The sequence below is a fragment of the Microbulbifer sp. A4B17 genome, from assembly GCF_003076275.1.
Taxonomy (GTDB): Bacteria; Pseudomonadota; Gammaproteobacteria; order Pseudomonadales; family Cellvibrionaceae; genus Microbulbifer.
This window is the reverse complement of the sequence record NZ_CP029064.1, coordinates 1,781,109-1,806,219: the sequence shown is the minus strand read 5'-3', so window position 1 is coordinate 1,806,219 and position 25,111 is coordinate 1,781,109. Positions and strand designations below refer to the sequence as shown.

Genomic DNA, 25,111 nt, shown 5'->3' with positions numbered 1-25,111 from the left:
GGATTATCAATCCGACTAAGCAGCGGTCAAGTCAAACATGACGACCGCTACCAAATGCCAACTTGTCCCAATAGAATTCATCAATATCGGGGCAATGTGAGCTTGAGGCCAATTAGACGCAAGAATGCCAGCCGGCCGCAAATAAAAATGAGGCCACAGCTTACACTGTGACCTCATTTTCGACAGTCACAGCCAGTTACAGCTGACTATCGATAGCTATTGACTGAGTCTCACTCCAGCGGGATTTAGGCAATTCACTAATCATTCCCTGCCAATCCCCCGGGGCCGGACGCGCATCTCCCTTAATGGCCAGTCGCGCCACCAATTGCACCGAGTCGACAGTGGCGATAGAGCTTCCAGGCATCATTGCGCGGGACTCATCCAGCACAACCTCTGCCGGTAACTGCCCTGCCGTGAGGCGCACGATAGCCAGTGGCATCGGGCTCGCAGCACTGCGCGCATAGATAAACACCGGAGTAGATTCTGGAGCTTCGACCCCCTCCCCCAAAGTGACCTGAACTCGAATCTGCGGGCCTTTATCTTTGGTTTCTGCCTTAGCCTGCACCGCTACAACTTCACCGCTGTCTGCCAAAGCGCTTTCGGCCCGGACAACGCCGGCCTGAAGCGCCTCTGCAGCCGCAGACCCTGGGGGCAGCTGGCTAAGCGCTAACTGCCAGTGCTGGCGAGCCTTGCGATAGTTTCCATCTTCAAAAGAGGCAATACCTGCCAGACCCAGCACAGTGCCATTGGATGGCTGCACCTGTAATACTTGTTCGATCAAGGAGCGGATTTCATCGGTAATCTTGGAACCACCTGCAAAAAACAGCGCTTGCGCCAGCTCAGCTTTTACATTGGCCGCCTGGGGCTCGCGATCAACAACGTAGCGGTATGAGTCTACCGCTCCAGCCAAATCACCATTCATCAGGAGCCGCTGCGCCAATATGTAGCGACTGCTGAGATCATCTGGGTGAGTTTTAGCCCGCTCTTGCAACTGACGGGTGATTTTTGCCTCTTCTTCCGAAGAGGTGTGCCCACCTTGGCTCGCCACCATATCGCGATACAAAGCTACTTCGGACGGTCGGTCGGAAAACCCGTAGGCAGCCGCTGCAATTGCCGGCACCAAAACCGCCAGCCCGATTAGCAGTCGGCCGCCACCCTGTCTGGCTTCACCAGATTGACTCTCCTGCTGAGCAGCCAACAGTTCTCGAGCAAGATCTGCCTCCAGCTGGGCAAACTGCTTTTCATCCATCGCACCGCTCTGCACCGCAGCGCGGAGTTCTTTTCTCCGCTCACGGTAGAGCGCTGCCATAGCCTCTTGCTTGCTATTACCGCTGCGACGCCTGCCTGCAGCTCTCAAAGCTGGGATCAGAAATACAAAAGCTACCAACAGTAGCAGTAGGGCTACACCAAACCAGATATCAATCATTTACCTTCCTTCCCGCTATTACCTTCATCTACAGCTCCATCTCCCAACAACTGCTTTAATCGACGCCGCTCATCATCAGTGAGTTCCCCACTGCCATCATCCTGGCGAGCCCCGGTACCACTTTTTGAGCGCATCACGATCACAATCAAGGCCAGAAGCCCGAAAACAGCAAAGACTCCCGGAGCCAACCACAGGATCAAGGTATTTTTCTGAACTGGTGGGCGGTAGAGCACAAAATCCCCATAGCGGGCCACCATGTAGTCCACGATTTCCTGGTCCGTGAACCCCTCTTCCAGTAAACGGCGGATTTCACGGCGCAAGTCCGAGGAAATCGAAGCATCGGAGTCTGCTAAATTCTGGTTTTGACATTTGGGGCAGCGCATCTCTTCTATAAGCACGCGATACCTTTCATCCAGCTCGGGAGAGGACAATTTTTGTGTCTCAACTACCGCGTGTGCAGCAATGGACAGGCAAAACATACCGAATGCCAGTGCAAGTTGGGCCAGCCAGGTCTTCTGTATCACAGCTTTTCTCACGCTCTAACTAACGGGAATTGGGGCGATTATAACAGTGTCACCCCCCAGCGGACACGCCCACGAATTCACACAAAAGCGCGTTAACTCATTGAAAGACAAAAAAAAATTTAAAAAAGGCGTTGACGCCGCCAAGAATATCATTAAGATACGCAGCTCCTGACGAGGGGTGGTTAGCTCAGTTGGGAGAGCGACGGCCTTACAAGCCGTAGGTCACAGGTTCGACCCCTGTACCACCCACCACTTCTCTTACTCTTGCCCGGCAAGAGCAAACAAGAGAAGCAGGAATGCGGACCGGTAGTTCAGTTGGTTAGAATGCCGGCCTGTCACGCCGGAGGTCGCGGGTTCGAGTCCCGTCCGGTCCGCCATATACAAAAAAGCCCTGCTCGCAAGAGCGGGGCTTTTTTGTTTGTGCCTCTTATCTTTTCATTTTTCTCACATTTTATTTTCAGTTGCTTACGCTGGAAATCTGAATTTGAAAGAGCCACAAAAAAATAACCAAACCTCACCGTATAAAAATAGCGCAAGCCCAGTGCCGGTAAAATTTTTCTGCAACAATTTTTTCCAACCTGAATTTTTATTTTCTGAATTTCTACGCAACCGATTTTGATCGATAAAAACAACTTAAAAAAACCTTCAAAAAAGTCTCCAGTTAATTATTTTTTAAACAATTTTTGGATGTTTTTTATTCTTAAAAATTTTTTAAAAATCTCCCAATAAAATTGTTGACCACAAAAAAAATATCATTAAGATACGCAGCTCCTGACGAGGGGTGGTTAGCTCAGTTGGGAGAGCGACGGCCTTACAAGCCGTAGGTCACAGGTTCGACCCCTGTACCACCCACCACTTCTCTTACTCTTGTCCGGCAAGAGCAAACAAGAGAAGCAGGAATGCGGACCGGTAGTTCAGTTGGTTAGAATGCCGGCCTGTCACGCCGGAGGTCGCGGGTTCGAGTCCCGTCCGGTCCGCCACATACAAAAAAGCCCTGCTCGCAAGAGCGGGGCTTTTTTGTATGTGGAAAATTCATAATCACTTTTCAATACACAACCACCCCTCACCCCAAACTTTGCAGACCGAGCAAATAAAAATCGATAGGAACCAGGACAGTCTGGTGTTCTGGTTAATTATCAAATATTGCCAAAAGACGAGTGACAACCTCTTCAACTACACACCTTCACCTAGTGCACCTAAAGTCAAACGCAAACTTTCTTAGAAAAATTTCCCTATGTTGTTGACCTAGCTGAAAAAATCATTATGATACGCAGCTCCTGACGAGGGGTGGTTAGCTCAGTTGGGAGAGCGACGGCCTTACAAGCCGTAGGTCACAGGTTCGACCCCTGTACCACCCACCACTTCTCTTACTCTTGTCCGGCAAGAGCAAACAAGAGAAGCAGGAATGCGGACCGGTAGTTCAGTTGGTTAGAATGCCGGCCTGTCACGCCGGAGGTCGCGGGTTCGAGTCCCGTCCGGTCCGCCATATACAAAAAAGCCCTGCTCGCAAGAGCGGGGCTTTTTTGTTTGTGCAAGTTAAATAAAAGCTTAGATTTTTTAGACTTCAGCTGAGGCCGCCGAACTTTTCTCCAGCTCACCCTCCACTTTTTCTTTGCCTCCATGCAGCAACTTCATCAAGCTTTCCTGTTCTGGCATTTCCTTGAAGCATTCCGCCTCACCAGAAATATCATCCCAGGATGCTTTGGACTCTGTATATAGGTGAGCCACGACTTTCCCATCTATATCCCCCTCCAGCAATCCTGCCGGCACCCAAAAGTGCGTTGTATTACTCATCAGATGGGGAACTGTGCTGCCACATCCACTGCAAAAGTCAGAACGATAACCTGTAGCTGTTCGAAATGAAGAGATACGATCCAATCCACGGACCCATCGAAACTGATCTCTGCCAATAAACATGGCGGTATCCGAGGCAGAACCACTTAATTTGCGGCAAAGTGAACAATGGCACTGGTAGAGGTTTGGTATTGGCTCTTCCAACTGAAACTCAACCCCACCACACAGGCACTTCCCATTCATACCTTTCTCCTTCCGCAAAACTGTTATTCGAAATCGTCCGTGAAATCGCAATAGGTTAGCAACAATATCTCAGTCTCACCCTAGACTCCTATAGACTGACAGCGAAGTAAATGCCATTTGGCGTTACATTCAACAAGCCCTCTTAAATATCTATGGGCTTGGGGTTTAACTTGGCCGTCAGAATATGATCTTCCCAGCACCCATTAATTTTCAGGTACTTCACTGCCCTACCCTCAATGACAAAGCCCAGGGATTCCAATAGAGCTGCCGACCTGTTATTACAGGGCATGTAATTAGCCATCACCCGGTTCAGCTTTAAGGTGTCGAATGCATAATCGAGCACATTGCGACACAGCCGCCCCATCACTCCCCGCCCTTCAAAACTTCGATCAACCGCATAACCCATGGTACAGGCCTGAAAGGGTCCGCGAATGATATTCGTCAAGGAGCAAACCCCGAGCAATTGATTATTTCCTGGCTCCCAGGCCGCAAACTTAAGAAGATCTCCGACACCGATCCGGCGACGCCAGGACTCTACGCTGTGATATCCAGGCTCACGAAACGGCTCCCAGGATTTCAAATGCTCGGTATTTCGCTCGTAAAAGTTTGCTAAGGCCGCCGCATCCAGAACACCTAACAAACGTACCTCTATTGGCCAATCTGCTCGATGGATCATTGAAGCCTCAAGAGAAGTTTTATCAATCAATGATGACTGCCCACTGCAATCGAAATACCTGGCAGAAGCTGCTATTCAGTTCTTCTGGGAAGCTCATGTATGAAGTTTCGGCCCCGGGCCCGGCCACATTCATAACCTTCCTCTAGCAGTTCTGCCTCCTGGGTAAAGCGCTTAACTGGGAAGTTGTCTGGAGGTGCGATAACTGAGACCCGGCAGCCCTCTGGCGGCACCTCAATAAACTCCAGCGCTCGATTATATTTCTCCCCCCTCTCCAGCACGGCTTCAAATAAACGGGCGTGATCCCGGAAGAACTGCTTAATAAATTTTGGCGCCGGTCCCTTTAACTTCCGGTAACCTAAAGGGCGCGAAAGAATTACTGTTATGTCACGCGCTCCTTGCTGATAGGCTCGAATTATCGGTATCGAATCTGCCAGACCTCCATCAGTCATCGGCTCCCCATCAACTTCGGGAAACTCCCGATAAACAACAGGAATAGCGCAAGAAGCCGGAAACACCTGGTGCATATTTTCCGGAGTCACTTTTAGATACCGCGCCTCCCCAGTATTAATACTGGTGGTTACGGCATAGAGCGGTACACGATTTTCAACATAGCGATCAACATTCAACGGTATATCCTGGTACGACGCATGCCATAGCCAGCTGACATCACAAAAATGACCACCTCGAAGGTACCGGCGCCAATCTATAAAGTCAGCCCGGCGGGCATGGTCCATTAATATTTGCCGACTTCTTCCGTGGTCCCCTGCCAGATAGCCAATTAAATTTGTGGAGCCTGCTGATACACCGATTGCGAAGTCAAAAGGTCGATAACCTGCCTCCAAAAAAGCATCCAGCACCCCTGCGGCGAAAATCCCCCGCATAGCACCGCCCTCTACAACAAGCGCGGACTGGGAACTCTCATTAACCAAAATACAGTCTTCCATAGCGACCAACCATTAAAACCAAATCTTATCCACCTTTGCCAAGCAGATTCCAATAGCACTATGATTGAGGCATCCAGGTAATCCTATGAGTTATACCAAGTATGCCGACAATTGCGTTTAAAGCACCATGGAGCCGCCAACTCCAAATTATCAGTGCCATATGCACGTTACTTCTTCTGGGGCTGCCGCTATTCCTTGCATCAAGAGCACCAGCCTCTCCATCTACCCTCTATAGCATCGCCATAGTTCTACCACCGGCAATATTGGCCCTCAGCGCCTTTTTTGCCATCCGTGGTTATGCGATCAAGAATGGCAACCTCTTGATATTACGTCCTGGCTGGAAAACAACTATCCCCCTGGAGGGCCTATCAGAGGTATCCCCTGACCCAGAAGCCATGCAAGGATCAGTCCGCATATTTGGCAATTCAGGCCTGTTCGGCTACATAGGCTTGTTCCAAAACCAGAAGCTGGGGCGCTATCGTGCATTTGCTACCGATCAACAGAAGGCTGTTGTTTTACGCTTGCCTGCACAGACCATAGTAATCACTCCCGACAGGCCTGAGCGGGCAGCGGACATCCTGCGGCAACACTGCCAAGTACAATCCAAATCCAGTTAAACCTCTACGGTTATACCACCATCCAAACAGGCTCAAGAAATCGACAGGAAGTTAAAGCCGATGAAAATTTTCGCCCTTACAATTGCCACCCTATTAACAATGCTATCAGCAAGCGCTCACTCCGCTTGTGTGATTTTATTGCATGGACTGGCCAAGTCTGACGGCTCAATGGAAAAGCTATCAAAGGCCATAGAGGCAGAGGGCTTCAAAACAATTAATGTTGATTACCCCTCCACCAAGCATTCTATTGAGACCCTGGCCAGCATGGCCATAGCTCCCGCTGTTGAGCAGTGCGGCAGCGCCAAGGAAATTAATTTTGTCACCCACTCCATGGGTGGGATTCTTGTGCGGCAATATCTACACTCAGCAGAAATAGAAAACCTAAACCGCGTTGTTATGCTGGGACCACCCAATAAAGGCAGCGAAGTGGTTGATAAACTGGGATCATTTCCAGGCTTTAAGTTTATGTTTGGCAATGCCGGGCTACAGCTTGGTACCGGCGAAATGAGCGTTCCCAATAAGCTTGGTAACGCAAATTTTGATGTAGGTATTATTGCCGGCACTCGCAGCATCAATCTGATTCTATCCCGCCTTATTCCAGAAACCGATGATGGTAAAGTCTCCGTATCCAGCACAAAACTGGACGGTATGAATGATCACCTGCAAATGCCCGTGACCCATGTATTTATGATGAAAGATAAAAAAGTTATCTCGCAAGTTATCCATTACCTGAAGTATGGATTCTTTCATAGAGCCGGCAATCAGGCATCCAATTAAAATTTATCGATCTTATAAATAATCTATACCTTTTAACTCCAATCACAATACAAAAATTAGTGACAATAATTTGGAATTCACCTTTATGCAGTGGCAATGGTGCAGCTTTAATGAGCTTACGCTCAGTCAACTTTACGAAGTTTTGCGAGTAAGGCAGGAAGTTTTTATAGTTGAGCAGGACTGCCCCTACCAGGATGCCGATGGCAAAGACCAGCACTCCTGGCACCTGATCTGCTGGGAGGGAGACGAAAGCAACCCGCAGGTTATGGCCTACCTGCGAGTTGTTTTCCCAGGCCTTAAATACCGGGAACCTTCGATAGGAAGAGTATTAACCGCAGAAGCCAGTCGCGGAACTGGCCTGGGCAAGGAGCTGATTCGTCGAGCCGTAATGCACACATGCGAGGAATACCCCAACACCGGCATTCGCATTTCCGCTCAACAACATTTGGATAGATTTTACGGGGAGTTTGGCTTTGAGCAGGTATCTGAGCCGTATCAGGAGGACGGCATTCCGCATATCGAGATGTTGCGCCCTGACAAGTAATTGAAAAGGATCTTATAAGTCCAATGAAAATCTTGGGAGCCCTGCAGAGGTACTGCAGGGCCCCAAAAAAATCTAGCTGCTACCCAGCGGATTGGCACCAGCGGATACAGGCTCACTATTCGACTGACGAGCCCTGCTATAAAGGCAAGAGGCCGCGATTCCAGCAGCAATCAGCAACCACACAACATTAACGACCAGTGATGCTCGCACAAAGGAATCCTCACCAAACTGAGCAACGTGCACTACAACTGCACCGACGCAGGCAATAATTGTGGCAATACGCAGAGACATAGACCACTTGGCCACTGTCCCCATGAAGGCAGCTGCAACGCTTAACGCCAAGGTTACCAGCCAGAACACCTGCGCAGCATTTAGCTTAAACGCCAGATAAGTCACCGCACTCAGAGCAATTGCAAATGGTACACCCCATACCTGAGCCATCCAGACTCGCTCCAAACGTACGGCGGGATTGCCGCGCTGACGCTTGCGAACAAACCAGATATTGATGCCGGATACCACCAGCAAACACATCCCCACCCCCAGTAAGAAGTAAGCAACTTTCACTGGGAAACCGGAAAAGTGGCCAAAGTGTAAACGGTACGTAGAAAGGTAAACCTGCTTAGCCGCGTCTCCCTCAGACCAACCCTCTTTTTCAATCAGGCTGCCATCGGGATTAAAGTGGTAACGCTCACCCCAGACCAAACGCTCTGGAACCCGGGTCCACACCTCAACAACCTGGCCTTCACGTCCAGGAAATGCCACTTCTAAACGAGTGCGCTCTTCTTCCGGTGCGATACGATCCATTGTTGCCAGAATTGCAGCATAATCCGGATAATCAACTTCAGGGGCGTTTTCCTCCATCACCGGATGATCCGCGTAGAGCATGTGCTCCACCTTTTCCGTATCCCCCTCAAAGAATACGCCGGCAATTGCAAAAGCGGCTACCTGGGACAACCCGATAAAAGCCCCGGTAATGGCAATAGCAAGATGAAAGGGAGAGGCCCAAACCCCCAGGCGATTGTGCAAATCCACTTGCTGAAGACGCTTGGAGCCAGAAAGACGGAAAGAGAAAGCGTCTTTAATAATTTTGGGGTGAGCTAACAGACCTGAGACAATCAGCGCTGACATCACCATACCAATCAGGCCGACCAATATAACCCCATAGCCAACGGGTAAGTTGAGTGCAAAGTGCAGATAGGCTAGGAAGTGGGTCCACTCATGCTCGACTTTGCCCAGCAGGGAACCATCTTCGGCGACATATCGCTCCATATCCCCAACTCCAACCACCAACCTAGGCATGTCCCGATTTGGAATGGTGAAGCTAATTGACTTCAGGTCCTCTTTTTCTTGCTTAGCTAGCGCAATCGCATTTTCTGTAGCAGTCCGATACACAGAGGCTTCAACATTGAGATTCTCCAACTCGGAGGCCTGCTCCCAGCGCTCGAACTCATTGTAAAAAACCGCCAGTGTTCCGCTGACACAAACAATATATAAAAGAGTGGATACCGCCAGGCCGAGAACTGAGTGTCCATCGGTCATATCACGGACAAAGCCAGGGGTCGGTTTAAAGGAAAATTTCACGTTAAATTCCTACTCAAGTCCGTTGATCTATGCTGCCGAAGCGGGAAGCGCAAAGGTCAGTAACAAGCCGCTGACCACCGAGAAAGCCAACATGGCAGCCGAAGGGCGCAGAAGCTTTTTATCGGCACAGCACCAAACCATCGCCAGGGTCCAGATTATCACCGACAGGAAAGCTCCACCGACCAAGCGGACAGTTTCAGAAAAACCGGTAAAACCAAAGAAAAGCAAACCGGCGATCAAACCACTGGCCGCGGGCAAAAGAAAGGCAGCCAAAAAACGCAAGAAGCCCCGCAACCACAATGGAAGCAGGGCTTGAGATTCGGGTGTTCCCGAGCGCTGTTTTTCAACGGGCCTTGGGCCACTGGGCCAGTCACCCTTAAGGGCCAATAAAGCAAAGACTCCGAGCATCACAATTAAAGTGGCAATACTGATTCCATATTCCACCCCAACAATTGAGCTCCACCCAAAAGCCGACAACACCATGGCTCCCCAGCCACTCCAACGGCGCACGGGCTCTGCCCCTCTGCGGGACCAGGCGGAATAAAGGAGCAGAATCCCGGCCAGAGCAAAGGCACTGGAGACTACTCCAATCATATAAAAAGACATTGGCATAACCATAACAGCGAGAGACTCGCCTCTCGTCTGGTTGCTTAAACGTAAAAAAGGGAGCCTGCCCACAGACTCCCCCTGCGGACAGGCTCCCAGTCTACACTAACTTAGAAAATGTAGCGTGCTTCCGCAGTTACATAGCGACGCTCACCGTAGAAGCAGTCACCACGACTTAAGCAAGCTGTAGTATGTACTTCATCAGACAAATTTTTTCCTGTCAGCTGGAAGTGCCAGCTATCCAAGGTATACCCGATCGATGCGTCGTATAAGGTGTAAGACGGGTTGTACGATGGGAAGGTTCCAGTGGGATCTTCAACACCGGTGTAACTCTCGCCAACATGACGAACGCCCATGCCAATACTCAGCCCCGGAAGCAATGCACTCAGATCATAGTCGCCCCAAATAGTCACTAGCTCCTCTGGAACGGCCTCAATCGCAATACCGACTTCGCCAGCAACATTACTCTCGGTGATCTCGGTGTTGGTAGTACTGTAGCCAGCCACCAAACTAAGGTTACCTAACTTACCAGTTACCTCTAGCTCAACACCATCAATTGAAACCTCACCGGTTTGAGTGTCAAAAGTGATATCAACAGGGTCTGTAGTAAGGCGGTTTTTCTGCACAATATCGTAAGCTGCAGCGGTAACCAGCAAGTTGGTTCCCTCTGGCTGGTACTTCACACCAACCTCTACCTGCTCGCCCTCAATTGGCTTGAAGGAGTCACCGTTGCGATCTGAACCGCTTACAGGCTCAAAGGATTCGGAGTAACTGATATAAGGAGAAATACCCATATCAAATGCATACATCACACCCAAGCGCATGGTGGTAGCATCATCATCCACAGTAATCGGGGAACCTTCAGTTTGCGACTCTGTGGAGTCCCTACGAACACCAGTAGTCACGATCAGATTCCCAACTGTCATATGATCTTGGAAGTAAAAGCCCAACTGCTCTGTATCTGTCTCCGGCCCATTCGCAATCACAAGATCTTCTGGGATATAACCATACTCAGGCTCGAAGATATTAATAACCCCGCCATAAGCGTAACCGTAATCATTGTCCGTAGTAGCATCCTGGCTATCCAGGCCGAATGAAACTTGGTGACCAACGATGCCTGTAGTTAATTCACCGGACATTCTCAGATCAAAAATCAGCATGTCTGTACTGGCTTCACTGGAAAACGCAACACGTTGCATCTCAGTGATATTAGGATCGAGGCGAGAGTAGTCGAAGCTGCCATACATGGTGTTGTAGTCTACTTCACCTTTGGCGTAGCGGATGCTGGCATTTACACCCCAATTATCACTAAAGCGGTGATCGGCCCAAATGCTGTAAGCAGTCTGCTCTGTATTATATTTATCCCAACCTGGCTCACTGAGGAAAGTATCAGTTGGGATATCACCGTTCGCGTTATCAATACGGGTACCACCCCAAGGCAGGAATGCTGTAGAGGTACCACTCTCATCATCCTGGTAAGTAGTCTGGAAAGTAATCTCAGTATTCTCACTAGGACGCCATGAGACAGATGGCATCAGCAAAGTGCTGTCATTATTGACATAGTCTACCTGGGTATCTGCAGAGCGCTTATAACCTACAACTCGGTAAAGCCACTCACCATCACTATCCATGGAACCAGTGACGTCGGTGGCAAATACCTGATGGTCATAGCTACCAGCTTGAACCACTACTTCGCCACCAAACTCTCTCTGCGGGCGCTTGGATACTAAGTTTACGATACCTCCTGTAGAACCCTGCCCATAAAGCGCAGAGGAAGGACCTTTGAGAACTTCTATCCGGTCATAGGCATAGAGGTTAGCTCGGGCACTTGTGTAGCTGCCGAATATAGACTGAAGGCCATCAATAAAAATCGCAGGATCAACACCGCGCACCAGGGACCAATCACCACGGACATCAACGCCGTAGGTTCCACCATTCACCCCTGGGGTGTATTGCAGAACATCCTGAACCGTTTTCGAGCCGATATCGTTGAAAAAGTCATTGTCCAGTACGGTCACAGAAAAAGGGGTTTCGTGTACGGAAACATCCAGTTTGCCCACAGAAGTCTGGCGGGAAAGGTTCAGATGCCCTGTAACATTGACCTCTTCAATACGCTCATCTGCGTCATCCGCAGCGAACGCCACAGAAGAACCGCCCGCAGCAATAGCCAGCGCCAATAAAGAGCGGCTGATTCCAGAAATTACAGGAGAAGCTTTTTGCATACTTTTAATTCGAGCGGTACTCATGGAGATCCCTCAACGCCAACTGAATTTAGATGGATCACGGTCAAACTGTGACCCAGGTAACTGGACGCGAATCCTAATAGGAATCGTTATCATCTACAACATTATTGGGACATTTTTTTATTAAAAAGAGCGGTAGCATGATTAAGGACAAGAAATGCAGCATTAAAAGACAATATTGCAGCCATTAAACTACACCGTTGTACCACTAGGTTGATTTAGTGAAATAAACAAAAGCGGACTTTAAGGCGGGGAAAATACGAAGTGGCTGCTCAACAGCAGCCACCCAGATTCGAAGTGTATATATCGGGATTTAATTTAGAAAGATCCCCTCCCGCTCAGGGGTAGGTATAACTGGCCTGCAATCCCAAAGGCATTCCCAAAGTCCAGTAAGCCACCAGGAATAGCGACCAGCAAATCAGGAACACAACCGAGTAAGGCAGCATAATAGAAACAAGCGTACCAATACCGGTGCCCTTCACATAGCGCTGGCAGTACACAACCACCAAGGGGAAGTAAGGCATCAGCGGGGTAATAATATTGGTCGAGGAATCACCTACCCGGTAAGCCGCCTGGGTGAGATCAGGAGAGAAACCGATCTGCATCAACATAGGCACAAATATGGGGGACAGCAGCGCCCACTTGGCTGAGGCAGACCCCACAAACAAGTTGATAAAGGCTACCAGTACAATAATGCCCATCAGGGTAATTGGACCCGGCAGATCCATCGCCGCGAGCAAGCTACCCCCCTCCACCGAAAGCAGCGTACCCAAACCGGAGCGGGCAAATTCAGAGATAAACAGCGCACAGAAAAAAGCCATCACGATGTAATAAGCCATGGAGCCCATGGTTTTGGACATCGCATCAATAACATCCTTACTCTGGCGGAAAGTACCGGCCGCATAGCCAAAGACCACACCGGGAATGACAAACAGCAGGAAGATCAGCGGTACAATCGACTTCATAATCGGCGCAGTGAAGGAGGCTAATTGCCCTTCTGCATCGCGCAAAGCCGACGTCTCTGGCAGCATCCAGGCCACAAGCCCGACGATACCCGCCACCATCACAGTTACCGCCAGGTACATGGCTTTTTTCTCTCGGGCGCCCAGTTCCTGCATTACTGGCATATCCGCTTCATCGCCATCTACCTCTACATTCTTGAGGCGGGGCTCGATGACCTTATCCGTCAACCACCACCCCAACAGGGTCACCAGTAGGCAAGATGCCGAAGTGAAGAACCAGTTATTAAGGGGGTTTACCTGCATTTCCGGGTTGGCGATTTGTGCGGCTGTCTGGGTAAAGCCTTGCAGTAAGGGATCAATCGCTGAGGGAACAAAGTTGGCAGAGAAGCCGCCTGAAACTCCGGCAAATGCCGCAGCGATACCCGCCAGAGGATGGCGACCTGCCGCGTAGAAAATCACACCTCCGAGGGGAATTACTAACACATAACCCGCATCCACAGCGGTGTGGCTGACAATCGCTACCAAAATCAGCATCGGTGTCAGCAGCATCTGCGGCGTTACCGCCAGCAGCTTTTTCAATACCGCATTGATAAAGCCGCTCTGCTCAGCGACACCTACGCCCAACATAGCCACCAATACCACACCCAGAGGAGCAAAACTGGTAAAGGTAGTCACCATACTGGATAAGAATCGAGCCATCTCACTGCTCGACATCAGGTTCGTTACCTGAATCGCCTCACCTGTAGCGGGGTGTAGGGTCTCGAAGTTAACACCGGAAAGGAGCCAGGAGAGTATCCAGATTCCCACCATTAAGATCAAAAAGAGAACGGCCGGATCGGGCAATTTATTGCCAACAACCTCAATAAAATTGAGCGCTCGATTAATCCAGCCATTTTTATTATCAGCGTTATTATTCGCATCAGGATTTGCCTGAACGTTTTCCATGTTTGCACCCTGTACATTTATTATTTTTTATTAAAAAGGAGGCCGATACTCCATGGCCTCCTGCTTTTCCAGGAAAAGCTTTAGCCTATCTTGCGGATACCAACCGCATGACGCAACTTCTCGATAAAGGGCGCAGAGTAAGCGCGAGCCTTAACAGCCCCCTTCTCCAGCTCCGCTTCAATCTTGTCCGGGTTGGCCAGCAGCTCATTGTAGCGCTCGCGAGCTTCACCGATCTGGCCGTTCACCAGCTCAAACAACTGCTTCTTGGCCTCACCCCAGGCAATGCCCTCTTCAAAAGCTTTGCGCATTTCTGCAGTCTGTTCTTCACTGGCAAATGCCTGCCAAACCTGGAATACAGTGGAAGTATCCGGATCTTTTGGCTCGCCCGGCTCCAGCAGGTTGGTTTTGATCTTATTAATGTGCTTTTTCAGCTTCTTCTCAGGAAGGAACAGCGGAATAGTGTTGCCGTAACTCTTACTCATTTTGCGACCATCCAGGCCTTGCAACACAGCTACGTGGTCGTCAACTACCGCTTCTGGTAAAGCGAAGTGCTCGCCGTAGTGGTGATTGAAGCGCTGGGCAATATCCCGAGCCATTTCGATATGCTGTACCTGGTCTTTACCCACCGGCACCTTATTGGCGTTGAACATCAGGATGTCCGCGGCCATCAGGATCGGGTAGCTATACAGCCCCATGGTGACGCCAAAATCGGAATCTTCGCCATCGGCGCGGTTGGCATCTACCGCAGCTTTATAAGCGTGGGCACGATTCATCAGGCCCTTGCCGGTCATACAGGTGAGCAGCCAGGTTAATTCAGGAATTTCATGGACGTCGGACTGACGGTAGAACACCACATTGTCGGTATTCAGGCCCAAGGCCAGCCAGGTTGCAGCGATCTCCAGGGTGGACTGATGGACCTGTGCCGGGTCCTGGCACTTAATCAGTGCGTGGTAATCGGCCAGAAAGTAGAACGATTGGTTGTTTTCATCCTGACTCGCGGCGATCGCCGGACGGATTGCACCCACATAGTTCCCCAGGTGTGGAGTACCGGTTGTTGTAATACCGGTTAATACGCGCTGTTTCGTCATAATTCCTTCGTAGTCTGTACTGTCATCAGGCAATAGAGACCGAATCATACCCCTTTAGTGCCCAGGGGTGTATCAACCAAAGGTACCGACTCCCCATAGTCGTACCAACACGCGGCCAACGTTAAGCCTCAACCGCCACTTTGGCGGAAACCTGGAATTGGCGCTGATATTCACTGGGTGAAATCCCAAACGCCCGACGGAAATGGTGGCGCAAGGTCGCACTACTCTCAAAACCAGCCATTTGGGCTGCCCGATCTACAGACTCCTTACCGGACTCCAGCGCCTTCTGCGCCGCCCGCAAACGCTGCTGGATCAGCCACTCCTTGGGAGCAATTCCCATCGACTGGCGAAACTTTCGGTCAAAGCTACGGCGGGATAAATGAGCGCGCTGCGCCAAATCATCAATTTTAATAGCGCCATCTAAGTTGCCTATCGCCCAATCCAGCGCGGCGGAGAAGTGATCCGGCCGTTTGGCAACCGGCATCTCCACATATTGGGCCTGGCCACCCTGCCTATGGGGAGCCATCACCAGCCGCCGAGCCACCGAATTGGCCAATTCATAACCATGGTTGCGCCGCAAAAACTCAATCCCCAGATCGATGGCCGCACTACTACCCGCAGCACAAGCCAGTGCATCCTCCCACACGTAGAGAACGTCTCCCACATACTCCACCGCAGGAAAGCGCTCACGAAAACGCTCCGCAAACAACCAGTGGGTAGTCGCTTGCCGACCATCAAATAGTCCCAATTCCGCAGGCAGAAAAGCACCGGAGCAAAAAGTAAGAATCTGGCGGCCGGCAGCGGCAAACTCAGCCACCGCCCTATGCACCCGCTTTAAATAAGCATCTTGTGATTGAGCATTAGTCGACCAACAGGGAATCACCAGCAGATCATAATCCATCAAACTATCTACCCGCCGACAAGCCAGAGCCAGACCGCCAGTCGCCAGAGGGTTTTCCTCAGCGAAAGTCACAATTTCACCGGTGTAGAGCTCGCTATGTTCAGGTCGGGGTAGGCAAAAGAGTTCGGTAGCGCAACCGAGTTCGAAGAGTGAGACCTGCCGGTGGGCGAGAACAGCCACTTTCTGACTCTTATTAGGCTTTTGTGCCAACATCGACATAGGTACCCCTAACCAGTTAATTAAATAAATTCCAACCCAGCATACCCAGTTGAGCAGTTATTGAAAGCAATGCCGAAAATAAAACCCTCAACCTATGAAGCACTATTTAATCGGTAAATCACCATCATCCTCAAATAAGTAAAGCCGAACCCCACTAGCCAAAACCGACCCACAAGTTTGCACGCAGAATTGGCGCAAAATTAATGCTATCTGGCTCAGAGGGAGATCGCTCGGAAGCAACCGAAAAGGGACACTATCGCCACTTGGAAACCTGACGAACCACCGAGAAATCACCGGGAGTAATTTATGAGTTCAGCCGTAAGTAGAGTGCCCGCTGCCAACAGCCAAGATGCGCTAAACCACTTCCAAAACCTCCTATCTTTTGAAACAGACTGCTGGGATGTACACCACGCAATCAGCCAAAATCGCAAGGATTTCGTACTTTTAGATGTGCGAGGTGAAGAGGCCTATAAAAACGGACATATACAAACAGCTGAATCCTTACCATACAGCCGTATCAATAAAGACAGGCTGAGTGAATACCCTTCAGATACATTATTTGTCGTCTATTGTGCAGGCCCACACTGTAATGCGACAGAAAAAGCAGCTATCAGACTGGCCACGCTTAACAGGCCAGTCAAAAAAATGATTGGCGGCATCACCGGATGGTTAGATGAAGGGTTTACCCTCATCCAAGAAACAGCCAAATCAATTTAACTCCTATTGTTAGCCCCTTACAGGATGACATAGCTTGGCATAAGGATGTGTCAAGCTATCAAACGCCGACTCAAAGAAATACGATTAAATGGTACTGATATGTTTGTTCGCCATGCCCACCCCACCGACTGTTTCTATCTCTACAATATGATGAGCTGCTTAGCCAGGTATAATAATTCAACTGACTCTTTCCATATTACCCAACTTGAGTTGCAAAATAGGTTGTTTCAGAGGAAAGAGCATCAAGTGCTAGTTGTAGAACAAGACCATAATCTTGAGGGATATATCAGCTTTAATATTATTCCAGAGGCCGAAAACAAGACAGCCTGGGCCATTATCAGTGAGCTATATATCGGGGATTGCGATACAAACCGAAAAGAAGAGATTACCCAAGCCCTATTGAGTGCAATTGCGAAAGAAGCTCGGAAATATCAATGTGCGGATATAAGGTGGAAGGTATCTTCAAAGGGGCATAAATAAAAACTGGCTTTTTAGCAAGGATTGCTAGTTCAACTTGTAATACAAAAGAGATGGAGAATTCTAAAGCCCACCTAACAGAAAACAATTAGCCCTTCTGCCACCTAACTAGCTTTGATATTCAAAAGAGCCTTTTGGCAGCAAAGAGACACTCGAACCCGAGTGCATATATCACCTGCCAGCCAAAGGCTGAAACTTTATGCTTGGAGTCTAGCGTCTTAATCACTTGCCCCCCAGAATTGTCCCCCTTACGACATATTCAAGCCTCCACTTTCTGTTTCTTTTTGATCCTCACATAGACTTCTTCACGGTGGATAGGCAGTGACTTGGGTGCGCTTATGCCTATCTTAACTTGATTACCTTTTACCTCCAGCACTGTGACTGAGACATTTGCTCCAATTCTTAGATACTCACCTGTCCGTCGCTTTAAAACCAACATTCTCATTTCCTTCAATAATCAAAGTTTGAGCACTTCCGGGATGGGGGAACTTGTGATTCAACGCTTGGAGGAAATATGGGGTGGTGCGCGAGGACAGTAGGCACAGAAGAGGAAAAGGCGGGCGCTAGACTTCCAGAGCTTGGGAATTGGTCCCAAACTGCTGAATGTACTCCACTTTATTGAAGACGAGCGGGTTTCTAGCGTATTATCCATATAGCCAGTGTGTCCTGAGTAATTTTTTTTTAATAAATAAAAAAAAATACATGCTGTCCAGGAGATGGAGGTTGGCCCTCCGTTATCGCTTTGCAGGAAGTGGTAACAAACCACCTCAAGGTGGCCAGAGTAAAGAGCTTTGGTTAGAAGCGCTTGGGGAAAAGGCGTACGAGATACGTCAGGTGCGTTGTGTGGAGACGAATGCAAATGAACCGCTGATGAGGTGTCGAAAGCGGATTACCAAGATGATGTCAAAACCCGTGCACTGGCTAAGTGCGGGGATAAGCTTGGAGGTTACCTGTTTACCGACTAAGTGACATCCGGCATAAAGGCGGCGTGAACACACAACAGGCTTTTGGGTGGAACAGGAGAACCTGTCGTCCAGGTGTTAAGGAAGAGCGTCAAGTAGAGGCCCTACAAGACGTTGAGTACCAAGACTGGGCACAGGGGCGGAACAACCCGTAGTAGTGGTGAAGTGACTGTAATGGTCGTGGAGCGAAGGGGTTGTCGTATTCGGCGACTAACCGTGTAATCAACCCAGAGGGGGAGGAATTAACGATTAGCGCAAAGCCATTCAATATTCCCAAACGGGCGGTTTGGGAAGCGTGGAAGCAGATCAAGGCCAATGGAGGCGGTGCGGGGATTGACGGGATTACGATAGAGCAGTACGAATCGAATCTCGCCAGAAACCTGTTCAAGCTTTGGAATAGACTGTCATCTGGCAGCTATTTTCCATCAGCCGTCAAACGAGTGGATATTCCGAAGCTCGATGGCAGCCTGCGACCACTGGGTATTCCCACAATCGAAGATCGCATTGCACAAATGGTGGTCAAGCAGCTGCTGGAGCCAGAACTGGAGAAGGTCTTTCACCCTGACTCCTACGGTTATCGACCAGGTAAGTCTGCTATAGACGCAGTGCGCCGAGCTCGACAACGATGCTGGGATAGAATCTGGGTGGTTGATTTAGACATCAAGGGTTTCTTTGACAATATTAATCACGAACTCCTACTGAAGGCATTAGATAAACATAATAATCATCGGTGGGTCAGACTCTATGTGCAGCGCTGGTTGACGGCTCCTGTACAACATCGGGATGGACAGCTTGAAGAGCGAACACAAGGCACACCACAAGGAGGCGTAATCAGCCCGCTGTTGGCGAACTTGTTTTTGCACTACGCGCTGGACGTCTGGATGGTAAGAACGCACAAAGAAATTCCTTTTGAGCGTTACGCTGATGATGCGGTTTACCATTGTCGCAATCCCCGGGAAGCAGATCGCTTACTGGCAGCGCTGAAGGCACGCCTGACTTCCTGCGGGCTTGAAGCTCATCCAGAGAAAACCCGCAAGGTTTATTGCAAGAACAGCAACCGTAAAGACAACCACCCTGTGATCCATTTTGACTTTCTGGGTTATCGATTTGGTCCCAGGAAAGCAAAGAATCGCCATGGACAAACCTTCACCGCCTTTGGTCCATCAATGAGCCCTAAAGCTTTCAAGAGGATCAAGGATAAGGTTAGGCAGTGGCGTGTGATTAACTGGGTGGACCGATCACTGTCGGAGATGGCACAAGCACTTAATCCCGCAATACAAGGATGGCTGAACTACTACGGTCACTTTGGGCGGAAATATGGTGTTTATCGACTTCAGAAGTATCTTGATCAAACGCTGATGCGTTGGGCCAGGAAGAAGTTTAAGCATCTGAAGCGAAGCTGTTTCAAGAGTTGGGCCTTTATTGGAAAGGTTCGTCAACAAATGCGTGGCTTGTTTGCACACTGGAGAATGGGAAGATTGAAAATGTGCTGAATACGAAGAGCCGTATGAATTGAGAGGTTCACGTACGGTTCTGTGAGAGGCTGAAGGGGAAGTTCCTTTGGTCTACTCGACTCTTGATACTGTACTTATCAATTTGGTTAGCTGACCCCGGGTGTTGGTAGCACCTTGGGTCAGCGCCTTTTACTTACTCTTATGTCACGCTACCGTTCTCCTTTTAGGGAATGGATCTATTGGAAAACTCTCGGTTCTCCCGAGGCATTCAAGCCTGTAAAGCCTTTTTTATTCGGCTCACTCAATTACGGTCAAAATACTAAAAATATCTATCGATTCTACGCAGCTTTGACATTAAAACAAACTTAATAAATTCCAATAAGATCATTTTCGTGCCTATATTTTTTATATCTCTGGCTTGTGAAATCCCAGATAACAATCAGCAACTGTTGTTTAGATTGGATAGTCCCTGTGCTATTTCGAAAAGGTTGAAGAATTAAGTTCTAAATCATATAGCTAGCTGAAGAAGAAAGCAGAAGAAAGTAAAAGTTTACCAATGATTTAGATAGCTCACCAGCTTAGTGTACGTTGCCGGGTTCCTTTGTTAAAAGCAGGGGGAGTGCAAGTTTGCTGTAATGATGAATAGGAAGTGAGGTGCGAAGCTACCAGGTAGCAAGTTATCATCCCATATTAGTACTCCTGCCTGGTTGCTTTTAGGTTGACACCAATCGCAACGGCATTACCTGTAATGAGTGATTACTCTTCGATTCAGCAGCACACTCGTAAGATATTCTCAGGTGAGAAGCCGAAAGATCCACTTCCATTTGTCGACGGTGAGAATTTGAATATGCCGAAAGGGCTACCCCTTCTGCCGGATCACTACTTGGAGTTAGTGGACTGGAGTAGTCGACACTTAGACAGGAGAAAACGAGATTGTATTGCCGAAAACACGCTCCCTATCCTAGAGCGGCTCGGCATCTCACCCAGCACTGGCTATACCTCAACCGAAATGTTGAAAGTCGGTTTAAAGGATTGGTGGGATCAGTAGAGGCAGAACAACAAGCTTGTAGCAAGCTCAATAAACGCTGGGTACATAGCATAGGCGACTGCCGGCGCTTCCTCTCAGCTACTTCCTGCTAATTTAACTCTACTCCAAACATTTGATGCTACAAATTCCGATTTCTTTGCACAGAAACAAAGCTTTCCAAAGCCTGAGCATAAGTTCCGAACATTTCACGTCCCTCACTCCTAAATTAGAGAGGAAGAGCCTCCAGAACTGATGCTTGTCGCGTAACTGAAACCTCTCTCCAACCTTTGGGCTTTCAGAATTGCTCCCCTTTGATCATTGGGTGTACATAATTTCCCAATCATTGAAAATAATCAGTCAATCCCCGAACGAACAAGTATCTAGGCAAACTATTAACCCCATCCAAATCGTCATTTGACGGTCTCTTGAAATACATGACAAGTTTCACAGACGCTCCACATATTGCAAAGCATATCCGAATACAGGCATTATATATTTACCATAAGTTTCTTAACTCTACATCCAAATAACCAATACAATTATTAAACACTAATAGATTATCGACACAAATACTCTGAAATGTCACCCACTACTCCACGGGCTTCTCAATTTTCACTCAACTGAAAAAGGTGCACTGCATTCAACCAATAGCAGCGCACAAATTTACAGCTAGACCTAAGTGCTACATTTTGTAGAATATAGAATCATTAATTTACACCCAACTATCCTTCAATCAAGAAACCTTCTTTTATTAAATAACAAAACAAGAAAACCGACCGCCATACTCCACAACAAGACAAATATACTTACAGAGCCACTTTCATAATCCTCAAATACACTCACACCGGTTTTCAAGAAGTAAAGTATCTGATCAATAGATTCTGAAAAAATAAAAATCAAAACCAATATGGAATATGTTTTAAGCCAGCCCCACAGAGCATACTTGAACGCATAAGCGGTGAGAAAATATGCAACCATAAATGGAAACACTACCAGTCTTACAAAAGCAGTCGCCATCGAGGTATACCCCGCAAAGAACAGCCCTTTCAGCAAGACTAAAGCAAGTAAAAACAAGAATAGCTTTAGTTGACTATTGCTCACACTCATTACACGCGTCTCCTTCACAGCCATATTTCTTTGCTATCGAACAGAAAAAACGCTTGGGCAGGGTAGAATTATTATAATTTTTTATTCCAGCCTCGGACAGACAGGACTGCACAAGTCTCGTACAATTCCTAGTAACTATTGCATATACACCTGGATTATTTTTTCGATCTACCATGCACTGCTGAAATTTTTCATCCTGTTCAGGAGTTGATGGAATCACAACCTCACCATCAATATCGCTATCAGGTTTAACCATTCCCGGCGCCATAGTTGAAGGAAACTTAGGATAAAACCCCGAAGTTTGTGAACTGTTAGCAGCCCCACCAACATGACCAAAACCCTGAGCACCATTACTATTTATTGAGATATGTATATCTAGCCCAAAGGGATCGATATACTTGATCGGATTTTGTAAAGTATATCCATAAGTATTAATCCCCCCTTCTAAACCTATCGGATCGCTCTGTAAATAACGTCCACTGTCTGTATCATAATCCCTAAAGTAGTTGTAATGTAGCCCACTCTCTTGGTCATAGTACTGCCCCGGAAACCTCAGATTAAAAACTACTGCGCTACCATCTCCATCAACATCTTCATTAACTTCAGATTCACCAAAAGGCTTTTGGCTTTCTACTTGCCACACTACCTCTCCAGATGAACCTGAAAGTATTTGCGGAGTTCCTAAATGATCGTTATGAACATAATGGACCTGCGCATTTTCAGTACTTGGCTGGGTAAAGTGAGCTATAGGCTGCCCCTCCAGATACACGTACTCAGCAATGGTCTCGCCACTTTCATTTAATTCCGCAAGTATTTCACCCTGTGGCCCATATACGAATATACGTGTTTCACTTTCAGTTTTATGCCAAACTCGCTGACCCAGGGCGTTATAGCGAGATTCACTCAATACATCGGTTGCAGAAACGGTGACTGTCGAGGATATTTCCCCAAGATCAGAAGAAGCGGTTAAGGTATAAACCGTTGTACTCTGTGGGGATATCGCTGTATTCCCTTCAATACTAACCGAGCCTATTGGCGTAATCGATACACTATCAGCCCGAACAACTTGCCAATGCAAGGTTGTACTATCCCCAATACCAATCTCAGTACTCTCGGATTCGAAAGTAACAATCGCCGGTAAACAGCTAGAACGATTACATTCAATAGCACTTTGAGGGTCTGTGCCATCTGCATATTCTTCTGCGTTGCTGGCACCATCATTGTCAGCATCAGCATCTGCGTCATCGACTAATGAATCCAGGCCATTTTCAATTTCCCAAGTATCTGGTAAGCCATCATTATCATCATCGGTATCTGCTACGTTACCAATACCATCGCCATCGGTATCGACAGATTCATTCGGATCATTGGGAAAAGCATCCTCAGAATCACCGACTCCATCAAAATCAGCATCCAACGAATAATTTAATACAACGGCACGAACAGCCGTATTCAAATCATCAGTATTTTCCTCAGACCAACCCAATAGGAGGGTATCGGTACCAGCCAAACCCATTGAAGGTTGAGACTGCGGGGCTCCACTTATAGACCAGGGCGTATCATTGGATAACGGGTTACCCATATCATCAAAGAAACGGGTAACGATGGTATTAACCGATTCTTTCTCTTGAACCCACATCCCAATAAAGCCATCGGTTTCTGTCGGCAATAACTGAATATCCTGCTGATTGATGGGGCTAAACAGATTGAGAGACCTATCTTCAAAACGCTCAGTACCATCACTATTAAACCCTCGCACGCGAATATCGAAAATACCATTTCCGTCAAGGTCATCCTCATACGCAATAGCAAAACCATCACTAGGTAAAGTGACTATGCCTGGACGATATTGATGACCTGCAACGGTAGTATTAGCAGTGAAGCCAGCTAATACCTCTTGGCCGGTGGCATCAAAGCCGCGAACTCGAATATTGAAATAATTATTACCGTCAGAGTCTTCCTGCCAGACAGCAGTCACTGAACCGTCATCAGCCAGTAGCAGCCGAGGATGATAATGTGTTCCAGATAAATCGTTGATCTGTATATCATCTGTTAATGGAATACCGGAGGAATCAAAAACACGATAATAGACTTGATCATTACCTGCAGCATCATCTTCCCATGCTACAGCTATTTGCCCCTGGCTATTTGACACAATAGTAGGGTTTAACTGCTGCCCACTAACATCACTATGCAAAATAAACGCCGGTGTTTTTTCTGCTCCTTCGGCATCAAATTGCCTCAAATAAATATTGTAATATCCGTTCCCATCAAGGTCGTCCTGCCACACAGCTGTCACATGATCGTTATCATGCAGAATCACTTGAGGTACTGTGTGATGACTATCTTCAAACTGATTATCACTATTTATTTTTATTCCTGTTAGTTGTGGAGAACCACTACTATCATAAACGCTATAGTAAACATTTGATTGGCCGGTTTCATCTGCGGCTGTAGCCTGCTCCCATGCCAAAATATAGTTGCCATTGGCATTACCAGAAACAGCAGGACTAAGCTGAGTTTCTGCTGCCCCTCCCAGACCGAGATCTTTGGTTATAGATACAGCAACGCTATTTCTTGCCACACTATTGAGTGTCGCATCAAGAATTGCAAAGGTGCCCCGAGCTCTTAAATCGTCGTTTGCCTGGTAGATATTACTGGTTTGACCTAAGCGGCCATCATCCACATCCCAGTCAGATGGGCCAGAGGTGGTTCCTTCATCTACTATCGTTAGGTCTTCCAAAATGGAATCAGACTCAAATGAGTATTCAACTATAGGCTGGTCATCATCATAAAAGTCAATAACAATTAAATTATCAAAGTAACTTTTGTTATTGCCTTTGGAGTATAAGGCAACACCTCCTTCCGCAATGCTACTGTCACTTGCTTGCAGAATTTCTTCTTGATCCACAATAACACTGATCTGGTCATCAACCACTGTAATTGTGACTTCGTAGGTTTCTCCTACTGTGTAAGAGACCGAATCCTCATCCAGTATTGTAGTAACACCATTTACTGTCTTATCTAAACGACGCTGACTGTATTGGCTGTCCATATAAAACCGGTAATAATTTTCGCTATCCTGATAGCGAAACATCACACCAAGAGCGTCATTATCATCTGAAGTAATCGATACTCCTACAAAATAGTCCTCTGTAACAGCAAGTGTGTTAGCTGAAAGCAAACTGACTAGCAACAAAATACTGGCACGAAGAAAATACATTATCAAACCATTAAAAGTTATAATCTTTTTGTTCACTAAATTCATATCAACAGC

The 25,111-nt window shown here is 47.9% G+C and carries 21 protein-coding genes and 6 tRNA genes; 13 read left to right on the top strand and 14 right to left on the bottom strand.

All coding sequences use genetic code 11. From position 1 onward, the window contains the following. Positions 1-196: 196 nt before the first annotated feature. Together ccmI and BTJ40_RS08215 are read right to left on the bottom strand one after the other, a co-directional pair. Positions 197-1,426, bottom strand: coding sequence for a c-type cytochrome biogenesis protein CcmI (ccmI, locus tag BTJ40_RS08220; RefSeq protein ID WP_108732622.1), 1,230 nt, complete (start codon positions 1,424-1,426; stop codon positions 197-199). After that, complete coding sequence (locus tag BTJ40_RS08215) at positions 1,423-1,950, bottom strand: cytochrome c-type biogenesis protein (protein WP_238152165.1); 528 nt, start codon at positions 1,948-1,950, stop codon at positions 1,423-1,425. The genes ccmI and BTJ40_RS08215 overlap by 4 nt, the downstream gene beginning before the upstream one ends. Before the next feature lie 176 nt (positions 1,951-2,126). On the opposite strand from BTJ40_RS08215, the gene BTJ40_RS08210 reads away from it, so the two are divergent. The 6 genes from BTJ40_RS08210 to BTJ40_RS08185 all read left to right on the top strand — a co-directional run bounded on the left by BTJ40_RS08210 (position 2,127) and on the right by BTJ40_RS08185 (position 3,436). After that, a tRNA-Val gene (locus BTJ40_RS08210) sits at positions 2,127-2,202 on the top strand. Between the two features lie 48 nt (positions 2,203-2,250). Then, positions 2,251-2,327 (top strand) — tRNA-Asp (locus tag BTJ40_RS08205). Positions 2,328-2,729: 402 nt separating this feature from the next. Further along, a tRNA-Val gene (locus BTJ40_RS08200) sits at positions 2,730-2,805 on the top strand. A 48-nt stretch (positions 2,806-2,853) separates the two neighbouring features. Then, positions 2,854-2,930 (top strand) — tRNA-Asp (locus BTJ40_RS08195). Between the two features lie 305 nt (positions 2,931-3,235). Beyond that, a tRNA-Val gene (locus tag BTJ40_RS08190) sits at positions 3,236-3,311 on the top strand. 48 nt (positions 3,312-3,359) lie between these two features. Continuing rightward, positions 3,360-3,436, top strand: a tRNA-Asp gene (locus tag BTJ40_RS08185). Positions 3,437-3,507: 71 nt separating this feature from the next. Here BTJ40_RS08185 and BTJ40_RS08180 read toward each other — a convergent pair. From BTJ40_RS08180 to BTJ40_RS08170, 3 genes are all read right to left on the bottom strand, one after another. Continuing rightward, positions 3,508-3,987 carry a GFA family protein gene (locus BTJ40_RS08180; RefSeq protein ID WP_108732621.1) on the bottom strand — a complete coding sequence of 160 codons (480 nt, stop codon included), beginning with the start codon at positions 3,985-3,987 and terminating at the stop codon, positions 3,508-3,510. Between the two features lie 142 nt (positions 3,988-4,129). After that, positions 4,130-4,693, bottom strand: a complete 564-nt coding sequence (locus BTJ40_RS08175; protein ID WP_238152164.1) for a GNAT family N-acetyltransferase — start codon at positions 4,691-4,693, stop codon at positions 4,130-4,132. Between the two features lie 41 nt (positions 4,694-4,734). Then, entirely contained in the window at positions 4,735-5,607 is an 873-nt protein-coding gene (locus BTJ40_RS08170) for a patatin family protein (protein ID WP_192879392.1), read from the bottom strand. Between the two features lie 101 nt (positions 5,608-5,708). Here BTJ40_RS08170 and BTJ40_RS08165 point away from each other — a divergent pair, with 101 nt between their 5' ends. From BTJ40_RS08165 to BTJ40_RS08155, 3 genes are all read left to right on the top strand, one after another. Beyond that, the gene (locus tag BTJ40_RS08165) at positions 5,709-6,224 is read left to right on the top strand and encodes a PH domain-containing protein (RefSeq protein ID WP_108732620.1); all 516 of its coding nucleotides are present in this window, start codon (positions 5,709-5,711) and stop codon (positions 6,222-6,224) included. Between the two features lie 60 nt (positions 6,225-6,284). Beyond that, positions 6,285-7,001 carry a triacylglycerol lipase gene (locus BTJ40_RS08160; RefSeq protein WP_108732619.1) on the top strand — a complete coding sequence of 239 codons (717 nt, stop codon included), beginning with the start codon at positions 6,285-6,287 and terminating at the stop codon, positions 6,999-7,001. An 85-nt stretch (positions 7,002-7,086) separates the two neighbouring features. Next, positions 7,087-7,545 (top strand): GNAT family N-acetyltransferase, encoded by a 459-nt coding sequence (locus BTJ40_RS08155; RefSeq protein WP_108732618.1) that lies wholly within the window; start codon positions 7,087-7,089, stop codon positions 7,543-7,545. 72 nt (positions 7,546-7,617) lie between these two features. Here the strand turns inward: BTJ40_RS08155 and BTJ40_RS08150 are convergent, their stop codons facing one another. The 6 genes from BTJ40_RS08150 to BTJ40_RS08125 form a co-directional block, all read right to left on the bottom strand. Next, positions 7,618-9,126: a PepSY domain-containing protein gene (locus BTJ40_RS08150; RefSeq protein WP_108732617.1), complete on the bottom strand. Its 1,509-nt coding sequence runs from the start codon at positions 9,124-9,126 to the stop codon at positions 7,618-7,620. Between the two features lie 27 nt (positions 9,127-9,153). After that, a complete protein-coding gene (locus BTJ40_RS08145; protein WP_157953969.1) occupies positions 9,154-9,732 on the bottom strand; it encodes a hypothetical protein in 579 nt (192 codons plus the stop codon). Positions 9,733-9,842: 110 nt separating this feature from the next. Continuing rightward, positions 9,843-11,978 carry a TonB-dependent siderophore receptor gene (locus tag BTJ40_RS08140; RefSeq protein WP_108732615.1) on the bottom strand — a complete coding sequence of 712 codons (2,136 nt, stop codon included), beginning with the start codon at positions 11,976-11,978 and terminating at the stop codon, positions 9,843-9,845. Positions 11,979-12,313: 335 nt separating this feature from the next. Then, positions 12,314-13,882, bottom strand: coding sequence for an AbgT family transporter (locus BTJ40_RS08135; RefSeq protein WP_108732614.1), 1,569 nt, complete (start codon positions 13,880-13,882; stop codon positions 12,314-12,316). Between the two features lie 80 nt (positions 13,883-13,962). Continuing rightward, the gene (locus BTJ40_RS08130) at positions 13,963-14,970 is read right to left on the bottom strand and encodes a tryptophan--tRNA ligase (RefSeq protein ID WP_108735214.1); all 1,008 of its coding nucleotides are present in this window, start codon (positions 14,968-14,970) and stop codon (positions 13,963-13,965) included. A 121-nt stretch (positions 14,971-15,091) separates the two neighbouring features. Further along, positions 15,092-16,090, bottom strand: a complete 999-nt coding sequence (locus BTJ40_RS08125; protein WP_202862872.1) for a helix-turn-helix domain-containing protein — start codon at positions 16,088-16,090, stop codon at positions 15,092-15,094. Between the two features lie 306 nt (positions 16,091-16,396). On the opposite strand from BTJ40_RS08125, the gene BTJ40_RS08120 reads away from it, so the two are divergent. After that, entirely contained in the window at positions 16,397-16,807 is a 411-nt protein-coding gene (locus BTJ40_RS08120) for a rhodanese-like domain-containing protein (RefSeq protein WP_108732612.1), read from the top strand. 45 nt (positions 16,808-16,852) lie between these two features. Continuing rightward, entirely contained in the window at positions 16,853-17,287 is a 435-nt protein-coding gene (locus BTJ40_RS08115) for a GNAT family N-acetyltransferase (RefSeq protein WP_108732611.1), read from the top strand. A gap of 256 nt (positions 17,288-17,543) precedes the next feature. On the opposite strand, the gene csrA is transcribed toward BTJ40_RS08115, so the two are convergent. Continuing rightward, a complete protein-coding gene (gene csrA / locus BTJ40_RS08110) occupies positions 17,544-17,723 on the bottom strand; it encodes a carbon storage regulator CsrA (protein WP_108732610.1) in 180 nt (59 codons plus the stop codon). Positions 17,724-18,440: 717 nt separating this feature from the next. Between csrA and ltrA the strand changes: the two genes are divergently transcribed. Together ltrA and BTJ40_RS08095 are read left to right on the top strand one after the other, a co-directional pair. Beyond that, positions 18,441-19,739, top strand: a complete 1,299-nt coding sequence (gene ltrA, locus BTJ40_RS08100; protein ID WP_108732608.1) for a group II intron reverse transcriptase/maturase — start codon at positions 18,441-18,443, stop codon at positions 19,737-19,739. A gap of 709 nt (positions 19,740-20,448) precedes the next feature. Next, on the top strand, positions 20,449-20,748 hold the full coding sequence (locus tag BTJ40_RS08095; protein ID WP_108732607.1) for a hypothetical protein: 300 nt from the start codon (positions 20,449-20,451) through the stop codon (positions 20,746-20,748). Between the two features lie 708 nt (positions 20,749-21,456). On the opposite strand, the gene BTJ40_RS08090 is transcribed toward BTJ40_RS08095, so the two are convergent. Then, positions 21,457-21,834: a hypothetical protein gene (locus tag BTJ40_RS08090; protein WP_108732606.1), complete on the bottom strand. Its 378-nt coding sequence runs from the start codon at positions 21,832-21,834 to the stop codon at positions 21,457-21,459. Then, on the bottom strand, positions 21,818-25,102 hold the full coding sequence (locus BTJ40_RS22990) for an RHS repeat-associated core domain-containing protein (RefSeq protein ID WP_108732605.1): 3,285 nt from the start codon (positions 25,100-25,102) through the stop codon (positions 21,818-21,820). Before BTJ40_RS22990 ends, BTJ40_RS08090 begins: the two co-directional genes overlap by 17 nt. Between the last annotated feature and the right edge of the window lie 9 nt (positions 25,103-25,111).